At 59.2% G+C, this 22,892-nt stretch carries 17 protein-coding genes and 1 tRNA gene; 8 read left to right on the top strand and 10 right to left on the bottom strand.

Features of this window, described 5'->3' with window-relative positions; translation table 11 throughout:
* Positions 1–1,392 (top strand): CoA-acylating methylmalonate-semialdehyde dehydrogenase (locus GSQ82_RS06175; RefSeq protein WP_254061452.1); only part of this gene is annotated, 1,392 nt, incomplete at its 5' end.
* A 6-nt stretch (positions 1,393–1,398) separates the two neighbouring features.
* Here the strand turns inward: GSQ82_RS06175 and GSQ82_RS06180 are convergent.
* The 3 genes from GSQ82_RS06180 to GSQ82_RS06190 all read right to left on the bottom strand — a co-directional run bounded on the left by GSQ82_RS06180 (position 1,399) and on the right by GSQ82_RS06190 (position 5,340).
* Complete coding sequence (locus GSQ82_RS06180) at positions 1,399–3,012, bottom strand: lipopolysaccharide assembly protein LapB (RefSeq protein ID WP_158791217.1); 1,614 nt, start codon at positions 3,010–3,012, stop codon at positions 1,399–1,401.
* Positions 3,013–3,156: 144 nt separating this feature from the next.
* Positions 3,157–4,518 (bottom strand): aspartate aminotransferase family protein, encoded by a 1,362-nt coding sequence (locus GSQ82_RS06185; RefSeq protein WP_158791219.1) that lies wholly within the window; start codon positions 4,516–4,518, stop codon positions 3,157–3,159.
* A 48-nt stretch (positions 4,519–4,566) separates the two neighbouring features.
* Positions 4,567–5,340, bottom strand: a complete 774-nt coding sequence (locus tag GSQ82_RS06190; protein WP_254061465.1) for a GntR family transcriptional regulator — start codon at positions 5,338–5,340, stop codon at positions 4,567–4,569.
* A 378-nt stretch (positions 5,341–5,718) separates the two neighbouring features.
* Between GSQ82_RS06190 and GSQ82_RS06195 the strand changes: the two genes are divergently transcribed.
* Positions 5,719–6,810 carry a P1 family peptidase gene (locus GSQ82_RS06195; protein ID WP_158791223.1) on the top strand — a complete coding sequence of 364 codons (1,092 nt, stop codon included), beginning with the start codon at positions 5,719–5,721 and terminating at the stop codon, positions 6,808–6,810.
* Positions 6,811–6,898: 88 nt separating this feature from the next.
* The gene (locus GSQ82_RS06200) at positions 6,899–8,875 is read left to right on the top strand and encodes a hypothetical protein (protein ID WP_158791225.1); all 1,977 of its coding nucleotides are present in this window, start codon (positions 6,899–6,901) and stop codon (positions 8,873–8,875) included.
* A 95-nt stretch (positions 8,876–8,970) separates the two neighbouring features.
* Here GSQ82_RS06200 and GSQ82_RS06205 read toward each other — a convergent pair whose 3' ends face one another.
* On the bottom strand, positions 8,971–10,032 hold the full coding sequence (locus GSQ82_RS06205; RefSeq protein ID WP_158791227.1) for a LacI family DNA-binding transcriptional regulator: 1,062 nt from the start codon (positions 10,030–10,032) through the stop codon (positions 8,971–8,973).
* 256 nt (positions 10,033–10,288) lie between these two features.
* Here GSQ82_RS06205 and bglX point away from each other — a divergent pair, with 256 nt between their 5' ends.
* Both bglX and GSQ82_RS06215 read left to right on the top strand, forming a co-directional pair.
* Positions 10,289–12,634, top strand: a complete 2,346-nt coding sequence (bglX, locus tag GSQ82_RS06210; protein WP_158791229.1) for a beta-glucosidase BglX — start codon at positions 10,289–10,291, stop codon at positions 12,632–12,634.
* A gap of 272 nt (positions 12,635–12,906) precedes the next feature.
* A tRNA-Gly gene (locus tag GSQ82_RS06215) sits at positions 12,907–12,981 on the top strand.
* Between the two features lie 76 nt (positions 12,982–13,057).
* Here the strand turns inward: GSQ82_RS06215 and GSQ82_RS06220 are convergent.
* Positions 13,058–14,671 carry a S41 family peptidase gene (locus GSQ82_RS06220; protein ID WP_158791231.1) on the bottom strand — a complete coding sequence of 538 codons (1,614 nt, stop codon included), beginning with the start codon at positions 14,669–14,671 and terminating at the stop codon, positions 13,058–13,060.
* A 253-nt stretch (positions 14,672–14,924) separates the two neighbouring features.
* On the opposite strand from GSQ82_RS06220, the gene GSQ82_RS06225 reads away from it, so the two are divergent.
* Both GSQ82_RS06225 and GSQ82_RS06230 read left to right on the top strand, forming a co-directional pair.
* On the top strand, positions 14,925–17,027 hold the full coding sequence (locus GSQ82_RS06225; RefSeq protein ID WP_158791233.1) for a peptidylprolyl isomerase: 2,103 nt from the start codon (positions 14,925–14,927) through the stop codon (positions 17,025–17,027).
* Between the two features lie 226 nt (positions 17,028–17,253).
* Positions 17,254–18,183 carry a proline dehydrogenase family protein gene (locus GSQ82_RS06230; RefSeq protein WP_158791235.1) on the top strand — a complete coding sequence of 310 codons (930 nt, stop codon included), beginning with the start codon at positions 17,254–17,256 and terminating at the stop codon, positions 18,181–18,183.
* Between the two features lie 324 nt (positions 18,184–18,507).
* Here GSQ82_RS06230 and GSQ82_RS06235 read toward each other — a convergent pair whose 3' ends face one another.
* From GSQ82_RS06235 to GSQ82_RS06245, 3 genes are read right to left on the bottom strand one after another with little or no spacing between them, the layout of a single operon-like run.
* Complete coding sequence (locus GSQ82_RS06235; RefSeq protein ID WP_158791237.1) at positions 18,508–18,825, bottom strand: MoaD/ThiS family protein; 318 nt, start codon at positions 18,823–18,825, stop codon at positions 18,508–18,510.
* The gene (locus GSQ82_RS06240; protein ID WP_158791239.1) at positions 18,822–19,322 is read right to left on the bottom strand and encodes a Mov34/MPN/PAD-1 family protein; all 501 of its coding nucleotides are present in this window, start codon (positions 19,320–19,322) and stop codon (positions 18,822–18,824) included. The genes GSQ82_RS06235 and GSQ82_RS06240 overlap by 4 nt, the downstream gene beginning before the upstream one ends.
* Before the next feature lie 2 nt (positions 19,323–19,324).
* Complete coding sequence (locus GSQ82_RS06245) at positions 19,325–20,260, bottom strand: PLP-dependent cysteine synthase family protein (RefSeq protein WP_158791241.1); 936 nt, start codon at positions 20,258–20,260, stop codon at positions 19,325–19,327.
* Between the two features lie 104 nt (positions 20,261–20,364).
* Here GSQ82_RS06245 and GSQ82_RS06250 point away from each other — a divergent pair, with 104 nt between their 5' ends.
* Positions 20,365–20,778 (top strand): hypothetical protein, encoded by a 414-nt coding sequence (locus GSQ82_RS06250; RefSeq protein WP_158791243.1) that lies wholly within the window; start codon positions 20,365–20,367, stop codon positions 20,776–20,778.
* A 33-nt stretch (positions 20,779–20,811) separates the two neighbouring features.
* Here the strand turns inward: GSQ82_RS06250 and rsmI are convergent, their stop codons facing one another.
* Both rsmI and GSQ82_RS06260 read right to left on the bottom strand, forming a co-directional pair.
* A complete protein-coding gene (gene rsmI / locus GSQ82_RS06255; RefSeq protein WP_158791245.1) occupies positions 20,812–21,669 on the bottom strand; it encodes a 16S rRNA (cytidine(1402)-2'-O)-methyltransferase in 858 nt (285 codons plus the stop codon).
* A 94-nt stretch (positions 21,670–21,763) separates the two neighbouring features.
* Positions 21,764–22,876, bottom strand: coding sequence for a site-2 protease family protein (locus tag GSQ82_RS06260; RefSeq protein ID WP_158791247.1), 1,113 nt, complete (start codon positions 22,874–22,876; stop codon positions 21,764–21,766).
* Between the last annotated feature and the right edge of the window lie 16 nt (positions 22,877–22,892).

The following is a 22,892-nucleotide window of genomic DNA, read 5'->3' on the forward strand; positions in this document are numbered from 1 at the left end:
GTCCCGCTTGCCAATCGCGCTGACATGGAGAAGGCGGTCGCGGCGGCCGAAGCAGCTTTCCCGAGCTGGGCGGCTCAGCCTCCTTTGAGGCGCGCTCGTGTTCTGTTTCGTTTTCGGGAGCTGTTTGAACAGCATCTGGATGAGTTTGCAGCGATCATCACGTCTGAGCATGGCAAGGTGCTCTCCGATGCAAAGGGTGAGGCGACCCGTGGTCTTGAAGTTGTCGAATTTGCTACCGGTATTCCTCAGTTGCTCAAGGGAGAGTTCTCCGAGCAAGTAGGTCCAAACATTGATAGCTGGTCGATGCGGCAGCCACTGGGTGTCGTAGCGGGCATCACCCCTTTCAACTTTCCCGCCATGGTTCCCATGTGGATGTTTCCCGTAGCCATTGCATGTGGCAACTGCTTCATCCTGAAGCCAAGCGAACGCGATCCAGGCGCTTCTATCCTGATCGCGGAGCTGTTGAAGAAAGCTGGTCTGCCGGATGGCGTCTTCAATATCGTTCACGGAGATAAAGAAGCCGTAGACCTCATACTGGAGCATCCCGCGATCAAGGCGGTCAGTTTCGTCGGTTCGACACCTATCGCAGAGTACGTCTATCAGCAGGGAACTGCGCACGGTAAACGCGTACAGGCGCTCGGCGGAGCCAAGAATCACATGATCGTGATGCCGGATGCCGATCTTGACCAGGCGGCTGATGCGCTCGTCGGTGCCGCGTATGGATCGGCCGGGGAGCGTTGCATGGCGATTTCGGTTGCGGTCGTCGTGACCAACGCCGCCGCAGACGCTTTGATTGCGAAGCTGACACCGAGAATTGCTGAGCTGAAGATCGCTGCTGGCACGGAGAGGGGCGCAGATCTTGGACCGTTGGTAACAAAGATCCATCTTGACCGCGTCAGGGGCTATGTGGAATTGGGCAAGACTGAAGGCGCGGAGCTGCTTGTCGATGGACGCGAAAGCGTGCTGCCTAGGGGCGATGGATTCTTCCTCGGCGCCTGCCTCTTCGACCACGTCAAACCAGAGATGCGGATCTACAAGGAAGAGATCTTCGGACCGGTTCTGGGGATCGTGAGAGCACGGGACTTCAAGACTGCGATGGAGCTGATTAACACACATGAGTTCGGCAACGGCACTTCTATCTTTACTCGAGACGGCGATACCGCACGGGACTTTGCTCATAATGTGCAGGCTGGCATGGTCGGCGTGAATGTGCCGATTCCCGTGCCTATGGCCTTTCACAGCTTTGGCGGATGGAAGCGGTCTCTGTTTGGTGACCACGCGATGCACGGACCGGAGGGCGTTCGCTTTTACACACGCATCAAGACAGTGACGGCGCGCTGGCCAACCGGTATCCGGCTGGGTGTCGACACAAGCATGCCGACGCTGGGTTAGCTGATTTTAGAGGTCATTTATGTGCAGTTCGACGCTGGCGTGACTCCACGCAGCGTCGAACTGCGTTTTGACCAGCGCTGCATCGGCATTTCGGTGTTCCAGCAGCAAACTCTGCCACAGGCCAAATAAGGATCGACCATTGCCGGGATTGAGCTCCAGATCGCGGCGGAAGACAGCTTCTGCTTCGACGGGTTGATCGTCGCGCAGCAATGCGCCGCCCAGCGATTCGCGAACCGGATAGTACCAGTCAGCAGGTTCGTTATAGGCGAATCCATCGAGCAACGCGACCGCTCGCTTCCATAAAACAACAGCCTGAGCGCGATCTCCGCGCGCCTCCGATATTCGGGCATCAAGAGCGGTCAGCGCAAGCTCAAGGGCGCTCTTCGCGGGATTGTTGAAGTCTGGAGGGGTATCCGCTGGTAGTGTCTTTATTGCATCGGCTAGCGCCTTTCGTTCGGTTGCTGCTTGCTGTGGATTGTTGGTAGCGGTATAGGCTGCTCCGCGGGCATAGTGCCACATGGCACTCAGGATTGGCAGGCCGTCTGGTGGCGCAGGGTTCGCGAGGATCGTCTTCCACTCTCCAAAACGAACCAACATCCAAGGCTGTGTGGGCAGGAACCACTCCATCAGCCGATTTTGCGGAACCTCAGGCACCACGTGTGCGACCAGCTGCGCTGCGGCATCCTTGGTGCAGCGCGCATCTCCGCTCATACTGCAGGCAGAGGCGAGAAAGTGCATGTTGTGGGTGTAGTACATGCCGTCGTACATATTTGCAACGTCTTCGATATGTTGACTGCGAAAGTAGGCGCGGTCAGCATCCACGGCACGTACGTTTGCGATTGCAGAGTCGTTGAAGTCTCCGACGCGCTGATAGATGTGCGCGGGCATATGCACCAGGTGTCCAGCTGCGGGCGCGAGCGTCTCCAGCCGCTTTGCACTGGGTAGAGCGAGCGATGGATCGGACGAGGCCTCCACTGCATGAATAAGGAAGTGATTCGCACCGACGTGGTTCGGATCTCGCAGGAGAACGGACTGAAGCGTCAAGACGATCTCGCGGGTGCCCTCGACAGGTTGCCCATCCGAGATCCAGAGCTGCCACGGGTGGAGGTCCATCATGCTCTCTGCGTAGAGCGTAGCCGCGTCCAGATCGTCTGGATGTTTCGCGACCAGGGATTGCATCGCCTTGCTGTAGCGCAGGCCCAGAACATGAAGATCGTGGTTTGCGTCTTGAGCGTAGCGCGTCGAAAGCGCTTCAATGTAATCGGCTTCGATGGCTGGTCCACCGGCTGCAAGCTGCTTTGCTTCGGTGATCGCCACGAACGCACGTTGCTCGCGAGCATGCCCGATATCGATATCGTTATAGTTTGGACCGACGGCGAGTGCCACGCCCCAGAGCGGCATCGATGCTTGTGGATCGATCTGTGCTGCTTGTGCAAAGGAGCGCGCGGCCTCTTCGTGATTGAATGCAAAGAGGTAGTTTATCCCCTGATTGAAGTATTGCTGTGCCTTTGGGCTGCTGGTGCGGATGACGTGATTGGCGTTACCCAGACCTTCGACGAGTGGCACAGGACGAGTATCCGGCGAAGCCGTCGCGTTCGCTGGAGCTGGCGGCATTGGCATCGTCATCTGCGCAGAGCAGAGGCAGGTACTAAATACGAAGAACAGAAGTCCTGCAGGATGCTTCATCATTCACCATAGACCTGGTTTAGAAGCGCGGGGGAATTGCACCACGCAACTTCGCTTGGGATGTCGCCCGAACGAAGACTACAACGTAGCCAGTTGTGGTTCGAGCAGGGCATCGGCAAGGGCAAGCGCCTCGTCCAGCGCGGACACGGCCTCGTCGATCTGCGCCCTTTCGACGATCAACGGAGGCGCAATGACGAAGTGACTCATCCATGCCTGCATCACCACACCCTTCGCGAGCATCTTCGCCGCAATCTGTTCTACCACCATCGGCTTGCCATCCAGCTTGTCCTGCCAGCTGTTGAATGGAGTTTTTGCACGCTGATCCGTCACAAGCTCGACCGCCCAGAAGAGCCCGAGGCCCCGGACCTCTCCGATGGCGGGATGCTTCGCCTTCAGCGCGTGTAGCTTCTCGCCGAGATAGGCTCCCATCTCGTTGGATCGTTCGACGAGCCCGAGCCGCTGCATCTCATGAATCGTCGCGACGGCGGGTCCGAGCGTCATTGGATGCGCCTCGTAGGTATGGCCGTGCGCAAAGTAGTTCTCCTCAAAGAAGTCTGCAATCTTCTCTGTCGTCGCGCACAGACCAAGCGGAACATAAGCAGAGGTAATTCCTTTTGCGGTCGTCAGAATATCTGGCTTCACACCCCAGTGATTCACGGCAAACCACTTGCCGGTTCTGCCCCAGCCGCTCATCACCTCGTCGGCGATGAGAAGAACTCCGTGGTCATCGCAGATGCGGCGTAGTTTCGGAAAGTACTCTGGTGGAGGAATGAGAACACCATTGGTTCCAACTACCGGCTCTACGAGAACGGCAGCGACGTCGCCTTCGTTGGCGATCATGTGTTCAAGATAGTCCGCGCAGGCGATGCCGCATCCTGGATACGTATGGCGGATCGGGCACTTGTAGCAGTTCACTTCAGGCGAAAAAATGACGCCCTGTCCCTTGCCGCCAGGCTCCATCGGCCAGCGGCGCGGATCGCCCGTCGCTGCGACTGAGCTCGATGTCGAGCCATGATAGGAGCGATAACGGGAGATGATCTTGGTCTTGCCCGTGTACATGCGGGCGATCTTGAAGGCGGCCTCGTTGGCGTCCGTGCCGGAAGTGGTGAAGAAGAACTTCGTCAGACCATCCGGCAGCACCTCAAGCAATAGCTTACTTAGCTCGGCACGTGCGGTCGTCGCATAGAACGGTGCGGCGTACGCTAAGGTCGCGGCCTGATCCTGAATTGATTTAATCACGGCCGCATTGTTATGGCCAAGGTTCATGCACATCAGTTGTGAGGAGAAGTCGAGGAAGCGCTTGCCGTTGCCATCTGTGAAGTAGCATCCATCAGCACTTGCGAGGTGAGCTGGGTTCCAGTTCTTCTGCTTACGCCAGGTCCCGTAGTTATGCTTCTTGGTGAGCGCGATGACTTCAGACGAGGTGAGCGGAGTGGACATAGTTCTCCTTCAGTGCGGATGGATCTTCTGCAATGTGCTGCCTTCCGGTCAGGAGGCAGAGCCCTGGACGCGGCGAGTGCTGGTGCCAGACACCAAAGGCGAAATCTCATCTTCCGGAAGAACTTCGAAGACTGTCTCGCCGAACCGAATCGCACTCATGAGAAGGCTTCCGCTACGTTCGACCGCCTTACGAATATGCTCGGCAGCCATGCGGCGAGCCTCTTCCGCATCGCGTTTTCTGATCGCTTCCACCAGGCTGATGTGCTCAGTCACGAGGGTGGGGCCGTACGGCTCGAAGGAGAGGCCCAGGTAGAAGAACCGCATCAGTCGAACGTGAATATTGCTGACCACCTCGGAGAGCCGCCGGTTCCGGGAAGCCTGCGCGATCAGGCTATGTAGTTGATAGTTCTTCTGCAGAAAGGCGCGATAGCTGCTTTTGTCGTTTACCCGGTACTCGTAGGTTGCAAGCTCCTGCATCTCGTCCAGTTCGGGTTGCGACGCGCGTTCGGCTGCAAAGGCGGCAGCGGAGGGTTCGAAGATCGATTGCATCTCCTGAAGATCGTGAAACTCTGAGATGGAAAGGGGGGCGATGGAGTACCCGCGAAACGGGATAATGCGGACAAGTCCTTCGTGCTCAAGGCGTCGACAGGCCTCCCGGACGGGGGTGCGACTGGCGTTGTACATTCGCCCGAGTTCAGCTTCGGAGAATGACTTGCCGGGAGTTAGTTCACACTCGACGATATCCTGCCGAACTCTGCGATACAGCGGTTCACCGATAGTTGCCATGGCTTTAACAGAGAAATACCAGTCGTACACCAGCATGTCAATCACCGCGGCGATAAAGTTCCTCTTTAAACTGCTTTTGTGACGTAATTGCAAACGATCCGCGAATAGTCGGTATACCAAATGTTGACGGCGTGCTAATTGTGAGATAAATTACTTTCAATCGTTGACACAAAAGAGAATCGCCGGCATGCGTTTGCTCGGTAATTCCACTGAATCTTCTCGTTGGAGCATCGTTCGGACGAGTGTTCTGTTAGCCGATGCAGTCCTTCGCATTGGAGAAGCGGCCCTGTTTTCCTGAATAGGTGGCGTGTTTGGCGCCGATGTCCTGCAGCAAGTTGCTGATGACTTGTGCTTTCCTTATTAGTGCCGCACGTATGTCTCGACATCTCGCACTGTCTCGAAAGGTACTACTCTATGCTCCGTCGTGAGTTCAATCGCAGCCTTCTCGGACTTCCTCTTGCCGCGGCAATACCCTCTCTCGCCTTCGGTGCGGTGGACGTTGATCCTCGCTCTATGCCAGAGGGCGGTTCCATCACGGATGTTCCCGGCTTGAAGGTTGGCAACTACACTCTCACCGAGCGTCCCACTGGTTGCACCGTCCTGATCTGCGAGTCTGGCGCAACAGCGGGAGTGGATGTGCGCGGATCGGCGCCAGGAACACGCGAGACCGATCTCCTCTCGCCCATCAATGCGGTGCAGCAGGTCAATGCCATCATGCTCTCCGGCGGCAGCGCCTATGGCCTCGATGCCGCAGGTGGCGTTATGCGCTATCTGGAAGAGAACAAGCTCGGCTACAAGATCGGTTCCCTCGGAGTTGTGCCGATCGTACCTGCAGCCATTTTGATGGACCTTGGCGTTGGCAACTTTAAGATTCGTCCAACGGCTGAGTCTGGCTATCAGGCCTGCCTCGCGGCCAGTGCAGGGCCGGTTGCTGAGGGCAACGTAGGGGCAGGTGCAGGCGCGACCATCGGGAAGATGTTCGGTCCCAGCTTTATGATGAAATCGGGTCTCGGCACTGCAAGCGTCAAGATCGGTGACACCGGCATCGTGGTTGGAGCTCTGGTTGCGGTGAACGCCGTGGGCGATGTGGTGCGGCCCGACACGGGCAAGATCGTCGCGGGGGCGCGCAGCGAAGACGGCAAAGGCTACCGGGACTCGATGGCAGCCATCATGGGTGGATACAATGTCGTCGCGCGCAAGGGTGCGAATACCACCATCGGCGTCGTCGCTACGAACGCCAAATTTACCAAGACGCAGATGACCAAGATCGCGCAGATGGCGCATGACGGCTACGCCCGCGCCATCAATCCCGTCCACACCATGTACGACGGCGATACGATCTTCTCGATGTCCACCGGCACCTCCGATGTGACGGCGGATGAGTCTGCAATCGGCGCTATCGCCGCTACAGTCATGGCGCGCGCCATCGTTCGTGCCGCCATGCAGGCCACCAGCATCCCGTCTCTCGGGCTACCCGCGTATCGCGACTATGCAAGACGCGGCTGAAGCACACCGCAGCTAACGTTAGCCAGTTCCCAGACGTTCCGTAGTTTTATCTCGAATGCTTGAACTCACTCTAGCTATTAGGAGACCCATGCGAATTTTTAAGTGTTGTTCCTTAGGATTATTGGTTGCCTCTCTCACTTCTCCTCTCGCGCCGATGATCTTTGCACAGTCCAAAATCCCGCAGCATCCCCTCGACGGTTTGACTACAGATGAGTACTGGACGGTTCATGAGGTCCTACACAAGAGCGGACATGTCACGGAGAAGACCCTAACCTCCAGTCTTCTGCTTCATGAGCCTGATAAGGACAAAGTCCTCAAATGGAAAGATGGCGATCCCATCTCCCGCGAGGCCGATGTGATCCTCGAAGATGAAGGCAAGACGATCGAGGCGCGCGTCGACATCTCCGCGAAGAAGCTTGAATCATGGAACGTCATTCCCGGTGTGCAGGCTCCCGTTACGGGCAGTGAATTTGCCGCCATGGGTGACGTCATCAAACACGATCCCCGCGTGCTCGCCGCCCTCAAGGCACGCGACATTACCGACCTCACTACAGTCAACTGCGGAGCCGGTCCGCTTTCCTTTATTGTCTTCCCCGAGCAGGACGGCCACAGAATCGGCTGGGGCGAGTGCACCGACATTCGAGGTGCATACCATAGCTGGGGACGCACGGTAGAGGGGATCCACATCATGGCTGACCTCACCACCAAGAAGGTATTGCAGGTCGTCGATACCGGCGTCGTTCCCGTTCCTACCGGACCCACCTCCTTCGAGGAGTCCGACAGCACACCGCGTGAAGGCTACACTCCCATCGTCGTCACCCAGCCGTTCGGTCCCGCCTACAAGATCACCAAGGGCGAGGTGAGCTGGCAGAACTGGCACTTCCGTTTTCGACTCGATCCTCGTGTTGGGCCTGTGCTTAATCTCGTTCGCTATCAGGACGGCGACAGGCTGCGCTCTGTAATGTATGAGGGCTCGCTCTCCGAGATGTACGTACCCTATATGGATCCCGATGAGGGTTGGAACTCCCGTGCCTTCCTCGACGCAGGCGAGTTTCTGCTTGGCGGCCTCATCAAACCGCTCGGCCCCGATGATTGTCCCGACACCGCCCAGTACTTCACCGGCTATGCGCCCTCCGACCACGCCGCTCCCATCCGCAAGCCGCAGGTCGCCTGCCTCTTCGAGCGCACCACCGGCGACCCGGCGTGGCGCCACTTCGAAAACAATCTCATCAGCGGTCGTCCCAGCCGCGAACTGGTTCTTCGCACAGCAGCCGTCGTCGGCAACTACGACTACCTCATGGACTGGATCTTTCAGCAGGACGGCACCATTAGCGTCGCTGTCGGCGCAACCGGAATCGTTGAGACCAAAAGTGTCAAGGAGACCTCTGTCATGCCTGCGATGAAGGGTGATGATATGTCCAAACCCTCCTACGGCACGCTCGTCGCGCCAAACACCGTAGCCGTCAATCATGACCACTACTTCTCTTACCGTCTCGACCTAGACGTGGACGGGACAAATAACAGCTTCATGATTGACCACATGGTTGCTCAGCAGATCAAGGCCCGCACACGCACCAGCATCTGGGCTGTCGAATCCTCCACCGCACATACCGAGAAGGACGGCATCCTGGACATCGACCTGCGCAAGCCATCCATGTGGAACTTCGTCAGCACCACCCAGCACGGCAAGCTTGGCTATCCCACAGGCTACGAGATCATGCCCGGTGCAACCGCCGTCTCCTTCGTCTCGCCCGACGATCCCGCACAAAGAGTGGGTGCGTTCTCTGCTCATCAGCTATGGGTGACGCCCTATAAGCCGGACGAACTCTACGCGGCCGGCGTCTACCTCACCAGTAGTAAAGGGCTCGAGGGTCTGCCCGCGTGGACCAAGGCCAACCGCTCGATTGAAAACACCGACATCGTTGCCTGGTACACCCTGGGCTTCCACCACGCTGTCCGCCTGGAAGACTGGCCTGTGATGCCCACCATGTGGCACGATTTTCTGATTCGACCAGTCAACTTCTTTGACGAAAATCCTGCGATGACTCTTCCCCACAAACCGTAATCACCCTGCTAGTCCTATGGACTCGGCAGGGACCGAAGGTTCAATCGATCTCTGCTGAGTCCGCGCCCCAGCCATACTCCCCACTGAACCCAGCCCTAGCTCCGAATCTTTCTCCGCGACACAATCTCCCGTGCCGCCGCCGTAGACTCGCGAATCACCAGTTCAGGATTTACCTGCACCAAATGCGGGACTTCCCCTACCGCCAGCTTCCTCAGCAATATCTGCGCCGCCGTGCTTCCCATCTGCTGCAGGGGCTGGCGAATCGTGGTCAGGCTCGGCACATGATATGCAGCCGATTGAATATCGTCGAAGCCTAAAACCGACACATCCTCCGGAACTCTTAGGCCTGCCTCATGCAAGGCGCGTATACTTCCCATCGCCGACACGTCGTTGAAGCAGAGCACCGCCGTAAATCGTCGCCCGCTTCTGATCAATGCGCGGACTCCCGGATAGCTGATCTCCGGCGAATGTGAGTCCATCTCCAGCTGCACTGTCAGCTCCTCGGCGATCTCGATCCCCAACTTCGCGGCCGCACTCACCGTTGCGTCCCAGCGTATCGTGGAGTCGGCGCTGAACGGCTGGCCGCGAATGAATGCGATCCTGCTATGTCCCAGCCCATGTAGATGCCCCAGCGCCAACTCAGCCGCACGCTCGTGGTCGAGGATCACATTCGTCACCCCTGGTAGCGTCGTATGTCCGGCAACCAGTACCGTAGGCAAGGGGAGCGCTGTTTCAAGATGAGTATCAATCGCCAAAATCCCATCTACTCCACGCGATCGCAGCAGATCCGGATAGCTCGAAATCATCTCTCTGCTGTGCCTGTGGTGGACCGTGAAATAAAAGTAGCCCTCGCGAATCAGTAGATCGCCCGCACCGCTCAGCACCTGCGAGTGATACCCTTCGCCCAGTTCCGGCAGCATCACCCCCACCGTATGCATGCGTTTTCCCTGCAGCGTGCGCGCAATCATGCTCGGCTTGTAGTTGAACTTTGCCGCCGCTGCCCGCACCCGCTCCCGCGTCGGCTCCGGAATCGATCTCCCTGGTGTGTCGTTCAGAACGAAGGAGATCGTCGATGGACTCAGGCCAAGATAGTCGGCAAGCGTCTTTAGGCTAACTGGACGTTGAACATCCGGAGCGGACTTCGAGCTCTTACTCATTTACTTGGCCCATGGGTCGATCGTGCCGTAGGCGAAATCCAGGCTATCGAGCGTTTCTGTGAAAGTATCTGGAACTTGTATTCTACGGCAGCGTCGCAGCCGGTTTACGCCTGTCTGTAGTGCAGACGAAAATAAAATGGACAATAGACAATCGTTTGCCTACTATGTGGTGAAACGTTTTAGGCAAGTCCGTCGAGCGGATCATCCGCTCGAATCCGCCTTTGTACCGGCAGCAGTTTATTCAGGGAGTTGTTCCATGTCGCCAAATTTTCTCGCAGATCGCCTGCACCTCTCCATCGCCCGTCATGCAGCCTACGGAGCGCTCTCGCTTTCTCTTCTCTTCGCCGCCGTGTCTCCGGCACACGCACAGAGCTCATCCACGCTACCTCAGGCGAGCGTACCGGCAAATGATGCCGTCGCGCAGCAGTTTGTCGATAAGCTCCTGGCCCGAATGACTCAGGCAGAGAAGCTTGGACAGATCTCGCAGCTCTCACGCAAAGACTCTCCAGATGCCGATGTCGACGCACGCACACGCGCAGGTGAAGTCGGCTCCTTCCTCTTCGTCACCAATCCCAAGGAGATCAGTCGCCTGCAGCACATGGCTGTCGATGAGTCCCGTCTCCACATCCCGCTCATCTTTGGCTACGACGTCATCCATGGCCTTCGCACCATCTATCCCGTACCGATCGCCATGGCCGCCTCGTGGGACCCACGCGTCCCCGAGAAGGCTCAGTCCATGGCCGCACGCGAGGCCAGCGCCGTTGGCATTAACTGGACCTTCGCGCCCATGGTTGACATCGCGCGCGATCCTCGCTGGGGCCGCATCATGGAGGGCGCGGGCGAAGACCCGTATCTTGGCTCCCGTATGGCAGAGGCCCAAGTGCGAGGCTTTCAGGGCGACACCCTAGGAAGCCCCGACCATATCCTCGCCTGCGTCAAACACTTTGCAGGCTACGGCGCAGCCGACGGAGGCCGCGACTACGACTCCGCATACATCTCCGAAGATCAACTTCAGAACATCTATCTCCCACCCTTCCACGCTGCCGTCAAAGCTGGTGTAGGCTCTCTGATGAGCGCCTACATGGACCTCAACGACGTTCCGGCCACTGGAAATAAATTCCTCCTTCACGACACTCTCCGCGAGCAGTGGAAGTTCCAGGGCTTCGTCGTCAGCGATTGGGAGTCGGTCGGTAGCCTTACGACTCACGGCTTCGCCTCCGGTCCCGAAGACGCCGCCGCCCGCGCCATCAACGCCGGCGTCGACATGGAGATGGTCAGCCACGTCTACCGCGACGATCTGCCCAAGGCACTGAAGGATGGTTCCGTCCAGCAGGCCACCATCGATCAGGCCGTGCGCCGCATCCTGATCACAAAATATCGTCTTGGCCTCTTTCAGCATCCCTACTCGTCGGTCCAGGATCCTGACTCGCAGCTCGTCACGCCGGAACAGCGTCAGGCCGCCCGCGCTGCTGCCCAGCGCACCGCCGTCCTCCTTCGCAACCAGGGCAACATACTTCCGCTACCGAAGGCCCCGGCCTCCATCGCGGTTATCGGCCCACTCGCCGACTCGCAGCCCGATACCCTCGGCTCCTGGAGTCTCGCCTCCCATCCTGCCGACACCATCACCATCCTGCAGGGCATTCGCAACCGCTTCTCCGCCGGCTCCGGCACCAACGTTGTCTCCACAAAAGGTGTCGAGATCGAACGCGTTCAACCCTCCATCTTCGATCCGCAGTTCACCAGCCCCAAACCCGTTCTCAAGACCGAGGCCGAACGCACCGCGGAGTTCAACCACGCCATCGATCTGATCAAGCAGGCAGAGGTCTCGGTACTCGTCCTGGGTGAGGCGCAGAGCATGAGCGGAGAGCGTGCCTCTCGCGCCACTCTCACCCTGCCCGGAGATCAGCAGCAGCTTCTCGAAGCCGCCGTCGCCACTGGCAAGCCTATCGTGCTCGTCCTGCTCAACGCCCGCCCGCTCGACATCACCTGGGCCTCGCAGCACGTTCCCGCCATCCTGGAAGTCTGGTATCCCGGCACTGAGGGAGGCAACGCCGTCGCCGATCTCCTCTTCGGCGATGCCAACCCCGGCGGCAAACTTCCGCTCAGTTGGCCACGCAGCGTAGGCCAGATTCCTATCTACTATGCCCACAACCTCACTCAGATTCCCAATGATCCTGACACTCGCTACTGGGATAGTTCCAGCGCTCCGCTCTATCCCTTTGGCTACGGCCTCAGCTATACAAACTTCACGGTGGGCAAACCGAAACTCAGCGTTCCAACAGTCAACGCTGGCTCTTCCATGACGGTCTCGGTTGACGTCGAGAACACCGGCTCACGCGCAGGCGATCAGGTCATCGAGCTCTACACTCACCAACGCTCAGGTAGCGCCTCCCGGCCCGTGCGCGAGCTCAAGGGCTTCACTCGCGTCACGCTGCAGCCCGGCGAACATAGAGCTGTAATCCTCACGCTCGACACCAACGACCTCGGCTTCTGGAGTCCGCAGACGCATCATTGGTCGATCGAGCCCGGCCCCTTCGACCTCTGGACCGGCACAGACTCGAACGCCACCGATCACGCTGAGTTCACCATCCTTCCCCACTAAGTGGGAAGGATGGTGCAGGATAGGGTCTGACGGACGGTCGCCCTACACGGGCAGCGATTACATCGTGACCCGTATACCCTTTCGGTCGTTGCGTCGCCTAGTAAATCTTCTCCGCCGACCAGCGCGAGGCCCAGGCAAAGCAGTATACAAACCATGAAGTAGTCGCCCTCCGCGCAGGAGGCTCGTCCGGCGGGACAATGCGGTGTGGTTCGTCAGGGCACTAACGAATCCACACCGCGCAAATGGAATCGGCGATTATAATCAGGCAAGAAGCGGGAGTAGCTCAATGGTAGAGTAGCGGCTTCCCAAGCCGTTGGTTGCGGGTTCGATCCCCGTCTCCCGCTCCAGACATTCCAACAAAAAGAAAACCGGCGCCAGGGCAATCTGCCCGACGCCGTTTTCTTTTTTGTATTCCGTAAAAATTTAACGGCTAGCGGTATTAACCTTCTGAGGCGCCTTGCTGTGGTCTTCCAGCGTCTGCGCCTCGGGCAGGAAGCCTACTGCTTTGGCGACCTGCGGGTCCCACTCAGCGCGTACCTTCAGACCTTCCAGTTGCCCAAACTGCGACGTGAATAGTTCGGTCTTAATGCTTGCCTTTACCCAGTCATTCACGTTCGCGATATCCGCATCCGTGTACTCGATCTGGTTGGTCTTCAGAAAGTCCTTGAACTGCTGCATCACAGCGTCGTCGACCACGAAATCCTTTGTCACGGTGTGGGTCGCAAGATAATGTCTGCTGAAGTTGAAGAACGCATAGTGAATCAGCAGGCTGTCCTGGAAGTGATTCGACTTCATATTGTCGATCTTCTCGTCCGGGGTGATTCCGCCGCCGCCGTACACCGTGCGTCCTGAATCCGTCAGCTTCACCTCAAGATTCTTATTGTTCGTCTTGGCCGCATCGTCGCGCACATAATAGTAGTCGTAGAGCGAGACGTGATCGTAGTTCCGCTGGATCAGCCGTCCCGATGGCGTGTAGTAGTGGTAGGTCGTCAGCGCCAGTCCGGTGTTCTCGGTAATCTGAAACACCGTCTGCACGAGACCCTTACCGAACGTCGTCTCTCCGACGATCAGCGCGCGGTCATGGTCCTGCAGCGCACCCGAGACAATCTCTGCCGCCGAGGCCGTATTCCGGTTCACTAGTACCACGATCGGGAACTTCGGACCCTCTTCGCCACGCGTCGCGCGATATACCTGATCTGGGAACGCCCGTCCACGCTGCGAGACCACGATCTGACCCTTCTGCAGGAACTTATCCGAGGTGTTCACAGCCTCATTCAGCAGTCCACCCGGATTCCCTCGCAGATCCAGAACCAGTCCATGCACATCACCGAACTGCTCCAGTGCATCTCCTACCTCGCGGCTGGTGGTCTCAATGAAGCTCGACACATGGATGTAGCCCACGCCAGGCCGGATCATAAATGCCAGATCCACCGAAGGCCGAGGGATCTCATCGCGCACCAGATCGAACACCAGCGGTTTCGACGAGCCTTCGCGGGCCATCGTCACAGACACATGAGTTCCGCGCGCGCCCTTCAGCAGCGTCGCCACCGCGGTCGAGTCCATCCCCTCGGTCGACTTTCCGTCTACCGTCAGAATCTCGTCGCCCGGCCTGATGCCCGCCTTGTACGACGGTGTTCCCTCAAACGGATACAGCACCATGATCTTGGTCTTGCCGTTCGGTGTCGGCTGTGGCTGTATCGTCATGCCTACGCCGTAGTACTTGCCGTGCTGGTCCTCGCGCATCTGCGCAAAAGCCTTTGGATCGTAGAAGTTGGAGTGAGGATCCAACACGTGGAGCATACCCGGAATCGCGCCGTCGTAGATCGCCTTATCGGTTTTGTCGTTGGTCATCGGCTCGGCGTAGTTCTGCTCTACCAGCGAGTACACGTTCGTGAACGAGTGCAGGGAATCGCGCAGCGTAGACTCGTCGCTGGCAGACTGTGCCGCAACTTTCTGGTTGATCAGCGAGCCTGCGATGGCGCAGGTGGCGAGGAAGAGCGTAGCGGAAAAAAAGGCGCGGCGGGTGCGGGGAGCCATGGGCGTGAGATAACCTCGAAAGGAACAAAACGGCGCAGAATGCGCGCAGGAATATTCGTCCTACTTTGGACGGAGTATAGCATTCACAGGTGAGCCGGCGCTTCTCTCATAAAGAGGGATTCGCTTGTTCCGTCTATGACAGTTAGAATTGTGAACGGATACCGTCCAGACCTGTGGTGAGTCAAATTGCCAGGACGGCGAGCCGGGCGAGCGACGTTAAATCGCTGAAGCTGAACAAAGATAACGAGTGACGATGACCTTCAGAATTTCGCAGTTTGCGGTGGTGTGCGGGCTTGGTTTGCTGGCGCTGCCGGGAGTGGTGCAAGCACAGGCGCCGCGGTACCAGAGCCCGTTGTCCGTACCGAACGCCCCGCAACCGGTGTCCACGCTGCCGGTTACCCCGGCCATCACACCCAACGGTACCGTCGTTGAGGACGTGGTTGTGCACGTCAACGACCAGATCATCAGTCGCAGCGACGTCGAACGCGCCGAGCAGCAACTTACTCTGGAAGATCAGCAGACCAATGCCACGGCCGCCGAGATTGCCGACCGCCAGAAGAACCTCCTGCGCGACATGATCGACAAGCAGCTTCTGCTCTCGCGCGGTAAAGAGCTCAGTATCAACGCTGACGCCGAAGTCATCCGCCGTCTCGACGAGATCCGTAAGCAGAATCATCTCGACACGATGGAAGACCTGGAAAAAGCAGCCCGCCAGCAGGGCGTCTCCTTCGAGGACTTCAAGGCAGGTATCCGCGACACCGTCATCACCCAGCAGGTCGTGCGCGACGAGGTCGGCCGCCGCCTTCAGATGACCCAGGCTCAGGAGCAGGCGTACTACGACGCCCACAAGCAGGAGTACGCTCAGCCCGAGCAGATCAAGCTCAGCGAGATCCTCGTCCCAACACCCGCCGATGCCTCTGACACCATCGTTGCCCAGGCCAAAGCCAAGGCGGAAGACGTTGAAGCCAAACTCAAGGCCGGAGGCAACTTCGATGCACTCGCTAAAGCAAACTCCGGCGGTCCTACGGCAGACAAAGGCGGAGACCTCGGCATGTACAAGCGCGGAGCACTCGCCAAGGTGCTCGAAGACCAGACCTTTGATCTGAAGACCGGTGAGTGGACAGCGCCCATCCGTACTCGTCAGGGATTTGTGATCCTCAAGGTGACAGATCATCAGGCCGCCGGCGTGCCGTCGCTCAAGGAGATTGAGCCACAGGTGCAGGAGGCCATGTACTCCGACCAGATGCAGCCCGCCCTTCGCGCCTATCTCACCAAGTTGCGCGAAGATGCCTACATCGACATCCGCAACGGATACACCGACTCAGGAGCCAGCCCCAACCAAACCAAGCCGGTCAACACTGCTTATACGCCTCCTGTTGTCAAGAAGAAGAAGGTGCAGCAGAAGCAGCGCTTCGACCGCGGCACCAGTTTCTCGACAGCCAAATCTTCTCCGGTGGAGACCGCACCAGCACCCGTAGTTGCGACTGCACCTGAGACTACTGCTACCACGCCTGCTGTAGCGTCGAACCCATTAGCCCCTGCAACCGCCGGCGCAGCTCCAGCGTCAGCAAATGCAACGTCAGCTGCGGGAAGTACTGCAGCGACGGCCACAACGGCAAAGGCGGCTACGGCCAAGGCTGTCAAAACCAGCACCGGCAAGACCAAAAAGCCTAAACGTGAGAAGGTGCGTTTCGGCCAGGCACCGCGAACCTCTCTCCCTGCAGGTCCGCAGGAGGTTGCCTCCGGAACCGATGCCGGCCTCGGTGCAGCATCGGCTTCTCAGGAGTCATCCGCAGCCTCAAATCCCGCTCCCGGAACAGCTATCGCGCCTATCGAAACAGCGCAGACGTTCTCCAGCTCTGGGTCTAACTCGGACGCGGACCCGCTCGCTCCTGTAAACGCAGCCAGCGGTAAGACCCGCTTCAGCGATCGCGCCAAAACCTACAGTGCGACCAAGAAAGCAGTCAAGACCAAGAAGGTCAAAGAGAAGGTCATCGCTGCTGGAGCACCCATCACTCCCGAAGAACAGACTGCTCAAAAGGTTCAGTCCGCTCCTCTTGGCTTGAACGGCGATACGGTGAAAAAGAAGAAGAAGACGAAGGTTAAGGGCGCGCCTAAGGAGCGTCTGCAGAACCAGGCTCCTGCTGCTCCAGCACCGCCGCCGCAAGAGACCCCATCGAAGGTTCCCAATCGCGGGACGCCTCTAGAAGGTACTCTGCCGCCGGCGACGGCCCCGGCCAAAACCGATTCGACTACTGTTCCTCCAGTCAACACACCGCCGCCTGGAACTCCCGCTGGCGGTGGCGAACCACCCGCGACCCCTGGCCAGCCAATCCCGCTGCCTCCCCCTAACTAATATCGACAACGTAGCCGCGCAGAGGACATATATCTGCGCGGCGTTCTCTTTTGTTTGTCATCCACAGGATCCGCCGTTGTCTTTGCTTTAGCCAATAAAAGGCGCAGCGGCGACTCGCGCTCTCATCGTGAATCTGGCGCTTGTTGGACCTCGCAGTTCCGCTGATCCGCGCTCGCATGAAACAATAATGTGTCCGCCATAAAGAGCGGAGACAGGAGTACCGCTTTTGCTTCGATCCGCCTTTATCGCTCTCTCCAGGAATAAGTCCCTACGCGCATTCTCCGAGCGCTCGTCCGTGGGACGCAAGATGTCAGGTCGCTTCGTCGCCGGCATGTCCGTGCAGGAGGCGCTCGCAGCCTGCCAGCGCGTCAACAGCGAAGGCATCGCTGTTAGTCTCGACTCGCTGGGCGAGAGTGTTACCACGGAACCCGAAGCTCAGAAGTCTGCCGCGATCTATCACCAGCTTTTGGACGCTATCGCTGAGCGCAGCCTCAACGCTAACGTCAGCGTAAAGCTCTCGCAGGTCGGCATGGACTTTGATCCTGCTCTCGCCGAACGCATCGTCGCGGAGATGGTCGAGCACGCTGCTGCGGCCGATTCTTTCGTCCGTATCGACATGGAGGGCTCTCCGTATACGGAGGCTACGATCGCCATGACAGAACGGCTTGCTGCGCGGTTTCCTGGCGCTGTAGGTACGGTTCTCCAGGCCTATCTCTTTCGGACCGATACGGATACAGACCGCCTGCTGCGGCAGGGGATTCGCATCCGCCTTTGCAAAGGAGCTTACAAGGAAGGACCGGATGTAGCGTTCCCCGACAAGGCTGATGTCGATGCCAACTACGTTGATTTGATGAAGCGTATGGTCACGTTTTCCAAAGATGGGAAGGGCGTGTTCTGCGGCATCGCTACGCATGACGAGGCGATCGTTGAGCAGATGCGAACGTACGTGCGCGAGAAGGGAATCGACAAGCGGGCCTTTGAGTTTCAGATGCTTTATGGCGTTCGCCGCGATCTTCAGCGCCGCCTCGCGGCTGAGGGTTTCGGCGTTCGCGTCTACATTCCCTTCGGGCCGGAGTGGTATCCGTACTTCATGCGCCGTCTCGCTGAACGCCCTGCCAATGTTCTCTTTTTGGCGAAAAACTTCTTCAAAAACTAAGCCGGACGCATGGAGCTGGAACCATCGCGGTTCTGCGATTCGCGAGGGGTGATTGCGCGCATTTTTTTGGTCCAAAGTTAGATTTTCGGTGTGCTTTTTTTCGGGTGTGGTGGATAGGCGTTTTTGCAGGGGTTTTTGGCAAAAAGCGTGTGCAAGACGTGGTTTCTTGCTGGTGAGTTGTGGTACTTAGCGTGGTGGAACGTGGTGCGCTGGCGGTCGCTTTTTGGCGTGAAAAAAATACGCCAAATTTTTCGACTTTATTTTGACTTTTTCAATTGATTGGGAAGGACTGGTTTCTGCGGGCGCAGAAGAGACTGTTGGGGGTCAACAGTTGGCGGGACAGAGGTCGTTGTATGAGGCGTTTGCGGAGGAGCCGCCGGCGATGGAGGGGATGATGGTGAGTTCGTCGGAGGATTGGACTGTGGTGGCTTCCTTGTTTTCGAGGTAGCGGATGTCGTCGTCGTTGAGGTAGACGTTGACGAAGGAGCGGAGCTTGCCCTCGGCGGTGAAGAGGTGTTGTTTTAGTTCGGGGTAGGTGATGGTGAGTTGTTGGAAGACCTCGGTGACGGTTGCGCCGGGGATGCTTACGGTCTCGAGGCCGCCGGTGTAGGCGCGCAACGGGGTGGGGATGTGAATGTTCATTCCTGACCTTTCTGGTTGTGTTGCGCTGTTGCTGCGAGGCTGGGAGCGATGTCGATTTGAATCGCCTCATCCTCGAATTTTTTATCGTCCTCCGTGGTTCCGCTGAGCAGGAACGAGTTGGTGAGGACGGCTTTGCCCTGCTCTACGGCGGTGATGATGTAGGAGCAGCCGAGCCAGTGGGCCTCGGCGAAGTCGGTGGGGGACCACTGCGCGGGGTGGTCGGGGTGCGAGTGGTAGAAGCCAACGATGTCGAGCGAGAGGGCGCGGGCCTGGCGCTGGATCTTGATGAGCTCGCCGGGCGCGATGTTGTAGCGGTTGTGTGCGGAGTCGGTGCGGGTGTTGCCGGCGCGGACGATTTGATGGACGTGGTTTATCGCCTCGCTGTTATCTTCGCCGGGAGTGGTTTTGCCGAGGAGGACGCCGCAGCACTCGTGGGGATAGGTCTCCTGGCCGTGGGCGCGGAGGGCTTCGTAGTCGTCGAAGTGGATGCGAAGCATATTTAGTTCTCCTGCCAGAAGCGTTCGCTCATGTACTTTTCGGCTGAGTCGCAGAGGATGGTGACGATGACGGCTTCGCGGCCTGCGGCGGCTTCGGCTTCGGCGATCCGGAGCGAGGCGGTGACGGCGGCTGCGGCGGAGATGCCGACGAGGAGACCATGGTTGCGGCCGAGATTCTTGACCATGGCGTAGGCGTCTTCGGTGGGCATGTCCAGATTTGCGTCGGCGAGGGCTGGGTCGTAGATGCGGGGAACGATGGCAGTGGCCATGTGCTTGAGGCCTTCGAGGCCGTTGAAGGGGGAGTCGGGCTGCATGGAGATGCAGCGGATGTTGGGGTTGAGCTCTTTGAGGCGGCGAGTGGTGCCCATGAAGGTGCCGCTGGTGCCGAGGCCGGCGACGAAGTGGGTGACCTGGCCTTCGGTCTGCTGCCAGATCTCGTTGGCGGTGGTGCGGTAGTGGGCGCGCCAGTTTTCGTCGTTGGAGTACTGGTCGGCGTAGAAGTAGCGGTCGGGCTGGGCGGCGGAGAGTTCGCGGGCTTTGCGGATGGCGCCGTCGGAGCCGTCGGCGGGGTTGGTCCAGATGACTTCGGCTCCGTAGGCGGCGAGGTAGCGTTTGCGCTCGGGGGAGACGTTGGAGGGCATGCAGAGGGTGACGGGGAAGTTGAGCGCGGCACCGAGCATGGCGTAGGCGATGCCGGTGTTGCCGCTGGTGGCGTCGAGGAGGCCACGGGTGCCCGAGAGCAGGCCGCGGCGCTGGGCGTCGGCTACGATGGCGGAGGCGGCGCGGTCTTTGACGGAGCCGCCGGGGTTGGCCCACTCCGCTTTGCCGAGAATCTGGATGTTGGGCAGATGCGCGGTGAGGCGCTCGAGGCGGATGAGGGGCGTGTTGCCGACGCGTTCGAGGATGGTGGTGCCAAACGGTTTGAGGGATGTGATCATGCGGTTTCCGGGTGAAACGTCTTCACTTCGATCTTCCGTTGGCCTGCAGTTTGAAGGACAGGGGCGGATGTGCGACAGTTAATCGAGTCTAACGTAAAGCACTTATGGCAAAGAAGACCACACACCGTAGTTTCAACGACGTGCTCGCCATCCTTGGCGGTCAGAAGTTTGATGTTGCACCGGCAAACGAGGGTGCAAAGCGTACACCAAATGCCTTTCAGGTAAGGAAGTACGGGTGCGCGGCAGAGATTGCGGCGGCTCCGGACGGCAGCGTGGAGATACTGGCGAGGCCGGGATGGGTGCTGAACGGTGAGATTGCGCGGCTGCTGGATCGCGGGTATCAGAAGTTTTTCAAGACGAGCAAGCTGGAGATTCCGGCGAGCGCGGACCATCTGCGGGCGATTCATGACTTCAGTGAAGAGTTGAACGAGGCGACGGGTGGAACGACGCTTTACAACGAGTCGCTGGGCACGACGAGCAATGTTTACAACTACGATCGGGTGAAGGGCCAGAAGTAACGGCTCGGGGCGGTCGAGCGATTTATCAGAGGCTTAGCGGAGGCGGTTTTGCTCGCGCTGGAGTTCGCGGTAGGCTTCGCTCTTGCCGATGCCGCGTTCGCGGGCTACGCGTTTGAGAGCATCTTTTTCGCTGAGGGCTTCGGCTTTCATGAGGGTAGCTACTTCGGTGGCGATACTGGAGCGTTTTTCTGCGGAAGTGCTCTCGGGCTTGGTGGGAGCGAGCATGAGGACGATCTCGCCGCGTACGCTTGCGCGTTCGGCTAACTGGGAGCGGAGTTCGCTGGTGAGACCGCGGAGGAACTCTTCGTGGAGCTTGGTTAGTTCGCGGGCGACGACGACGTGCTGGGTGGGTCCGAAGACGGCTTCGATGTCGGCGAGGGTGTCGACGATGCGGTGGGGGGCTTCGTAGAAGATGTGTGTGGTGCCGTCACGGAGCAGCTCTTCGAGTGCGGTCTTGCGCTGGCCGGCTTTGGCGGGGAGGAAGCCGTGAAAGGTGAAGCGTTCGGTGGAGAGGCCGCTGGCGATGAGGCCGCTGATGGCGGCGTTGGCTCCGGGGATGGGGAAGACGTCGATGCCTGCGGCGATGGCGGCGGTGGCGATCTGGCCGCCTGGGTCGGCGATTCCGGGGGTACCGGCGTCGCTGACGACGGCGATGCGTGCGCCGTCTTTGAGCTGGGCTAAGAGCTCTTCGGTGCGCGAGCCCTCGTTGTGCATGTGGTAGCTGACGGTGGGGGTGCGGATCTCGAAGTGGTTGAGGAGCTTTTGGGTCTGGCGGGTGTCTTCGCAGGCGATGCGGTCGGCTTCGCGGAGGATGCGGAGGGCGCGGAGGGTGATGTCTTCGAGGTTGCCGATGGGGGTGGCGACGAGATAGAGGCCGGGGGCTAGGGACATGTTGTCCTGCCGGACGGGCCGACTGCTCGGCGAGAGGTCACTTCGTGACTTGTATACCCCTGCGGGTGGCCCTCCCGTTGGTCGGGATTGGGATTCATGCTTGTTCCTGTTGCCGTAGCTTGCGGCGCTGGTTGAGCAGGCCCATGGAGTGGGCGAGGTTCTGCGGGGTGATGATGCCGACGATGCGGTCGCCCTGAAGGACGGGGACCAGCTGGGCGCCCTGGCCGGCCATGATGCGGCGAAGGGTTTTGACCAGGGAGTCATCGGGCTGTGCGGTCTGGAAGGAGCGCGTCATGACGCCCTGGACGTAGCCGTTGCCGCTGGTCTGGAGCGCATCGACGATGCTCTGGCGGGAGACTGCGCCGACGAGATTGGCTCCGCGGATGACGGGGAAGACGTCCTGCAGGGTGTGAACGGAGCGTTGCAGCGCGTCTTCGAGCGTGTCGGATGCGGAGAGCATACTGAACTGGGTGAGCATGACGTCGCTCATCTTGATGGCGTCGGCGTCGTTCTGTAGGAGGAGGCCTTGGTCTTCCATCTGCGCGCCGATGAGGACGAATCCGCCGATCATGATGAGCCACATGTTGGGTACAAGGATGCCCGCGATCATGAGGCCGATGGCGATGATCTTGCCGAGTCCTGCGGAGGCGCGTGTGCTCTTGAGGGCGCCTTTGGTCTTGGCGAATTCGCCACGGAAGACGCGGCCACCGTCGAGCGGCGATGCAGGTAGGAGGTTGACCAAGCCGAGCAGGAGGTTGACCCATACTGTGGCGCGGAGCAGGTGAGAGGGGGCCATCCATGGGCGCTCGAAGAGGTTGACCTCGGGCGCGAAGGTGAGTGCCATGGCGGCGATCAGAAGGCCGAAGAGGATGTTGGCGATGGGGCCGATGACGGCCATGCGCTTCTGCATCGCTGGGGTTGCGGCCTTTTCGGTTGCTTCGGTGTTGGCGTAGGTGAAGAGGCCGCCGGTGGGGAGCAGGAGGATGCTGCGCAGGTCCAGGCCGAACCATGCTGCGCCTACGCAGCGGGCGACTTCGCGGACGACGACGGCGAGCAGAAGGAGCAGCCAGAGGGCGAAGCCACGGCCACCGGTGGATCCGGACAGGGAGGCGTAGCTGATCGAGAGCCCCAGCAGAACGAGGAAGAAGGTGTGAATGCGAACATCCACGCCGAGAAAGCTGCCGATCGGAAAAGACCACCCACGCATGAGTTCCATTGTATGC

This window comes from Granulicella sp. L60 (genome assembly GCF_009765825.1).
GTDB lineage: Bacteria > Acidobacteriota > Terriglobia > Terriglobales > Acidobacteriaceae > Edaphobacter.

Coding starts and splice junctions, on each gene's coding strand:
- bglX (WP_158791229.1), top strand. CDS start 10,289: ATGTCGCCAAATTTTCTCGCAGATCGCCTGCACCTCTCCATCGCCCGT.
- rsmI (WP_158791245.1), bottom strand. CDS start 21,669: ATGTCCCTAGCCCCCGGCCTCTATCTCGTCGCCACCCCCATCGGCAAC.
- GSQ82_RS06260 (WP_158791247.1), bottom strand. CDS start 22,876: ATGCGTGGGTGGTCTTTTCCGATCGGCAGCTTTCTCGGCGTGGATGTT.
- GSQ82_RS06185 (WP_158791219.1), bottom strand. CDS start 4,518: ATGTCCACTCCGCTCACCTCGTCTGAAGTCATCGCGCTCACCAAGAAG.
- GSQ82_RS06195 (WP_158791223.1), top strand. CDS start 5,719: ATGCTCCGTCGTGAGTTCAATCGCAGCCTTCTCGGACTTCCTCTTGCC.
- GSQ82_RS06190 (WP_254061465.1), bottom strand. CDS start 5,340: ATGCTGGTGTACGACTGGTATTTCTCTGTTAAAGCCATGGCAACTATC.
- GSQ82_RS06250 (WP_158791243.1), top strand. CDS start 20,365: ATGGCAAAGAAGACCACACACCGTAGTTTCAACGACGTGCTCGCCATC.
- GSQ82_RS06245 (WP_158791241.1), bottom strand. CDS start 20,260: ATGATCACATCCCTCAAACCGTTTGGCACCACCATCCTCGAACGCGTC.
- GSQ82_RS06220 (WP_158791231.1), bottom strand. CDS start 14,671: ATGGCTCCCCGCACCCGCCGCGCCTTTTTTTCCGCTACGCTCTTCCTC.
- GSQ82_RS06180 (WP_158791217.1), bottom strand. CDS start 3,012: ATGCCAATGCCGCCAGCTCCAGCGAACGCGACGGCTTCGCCGGATACT.
- GSQ82_RS06235 (WP_158791237.1), bottom strand. CDS start 18,825: ATGAACATTCACATCCCCACCCCGTTGCGCGCCTACACCGGCGGCCTC.
- GSQ82_RS06225 (WP_158791233.1), top strand. CDS start 14,925: ATGACCTTCAGAATTTCGCAGTTTGCGGTGGTGTGCGGGCTTGGTTTG.
- GSQ82_RS06240 (WP_158791239.1), bottom strand. CDS start 19,322: ATGCTTCGCATCCACTTCGACGACTACGAAGCCCTCCGCGCCCACGGC.
- GSQ82_RS06200 (WP_158791225.1), top strand. CDS start 6,899: ATGCGAATTTTTAAGTGTTGTTCCTTAGGATTATTGGTTGCCTCTCTC.
- GSQ82_RS06205 (WP_158791227.1), bottom strand. CDS start 10,032: ATGAGTAAGAGCTCGAAGTCCGCTCCGGATGTTCAACGTCCAGTTAGC.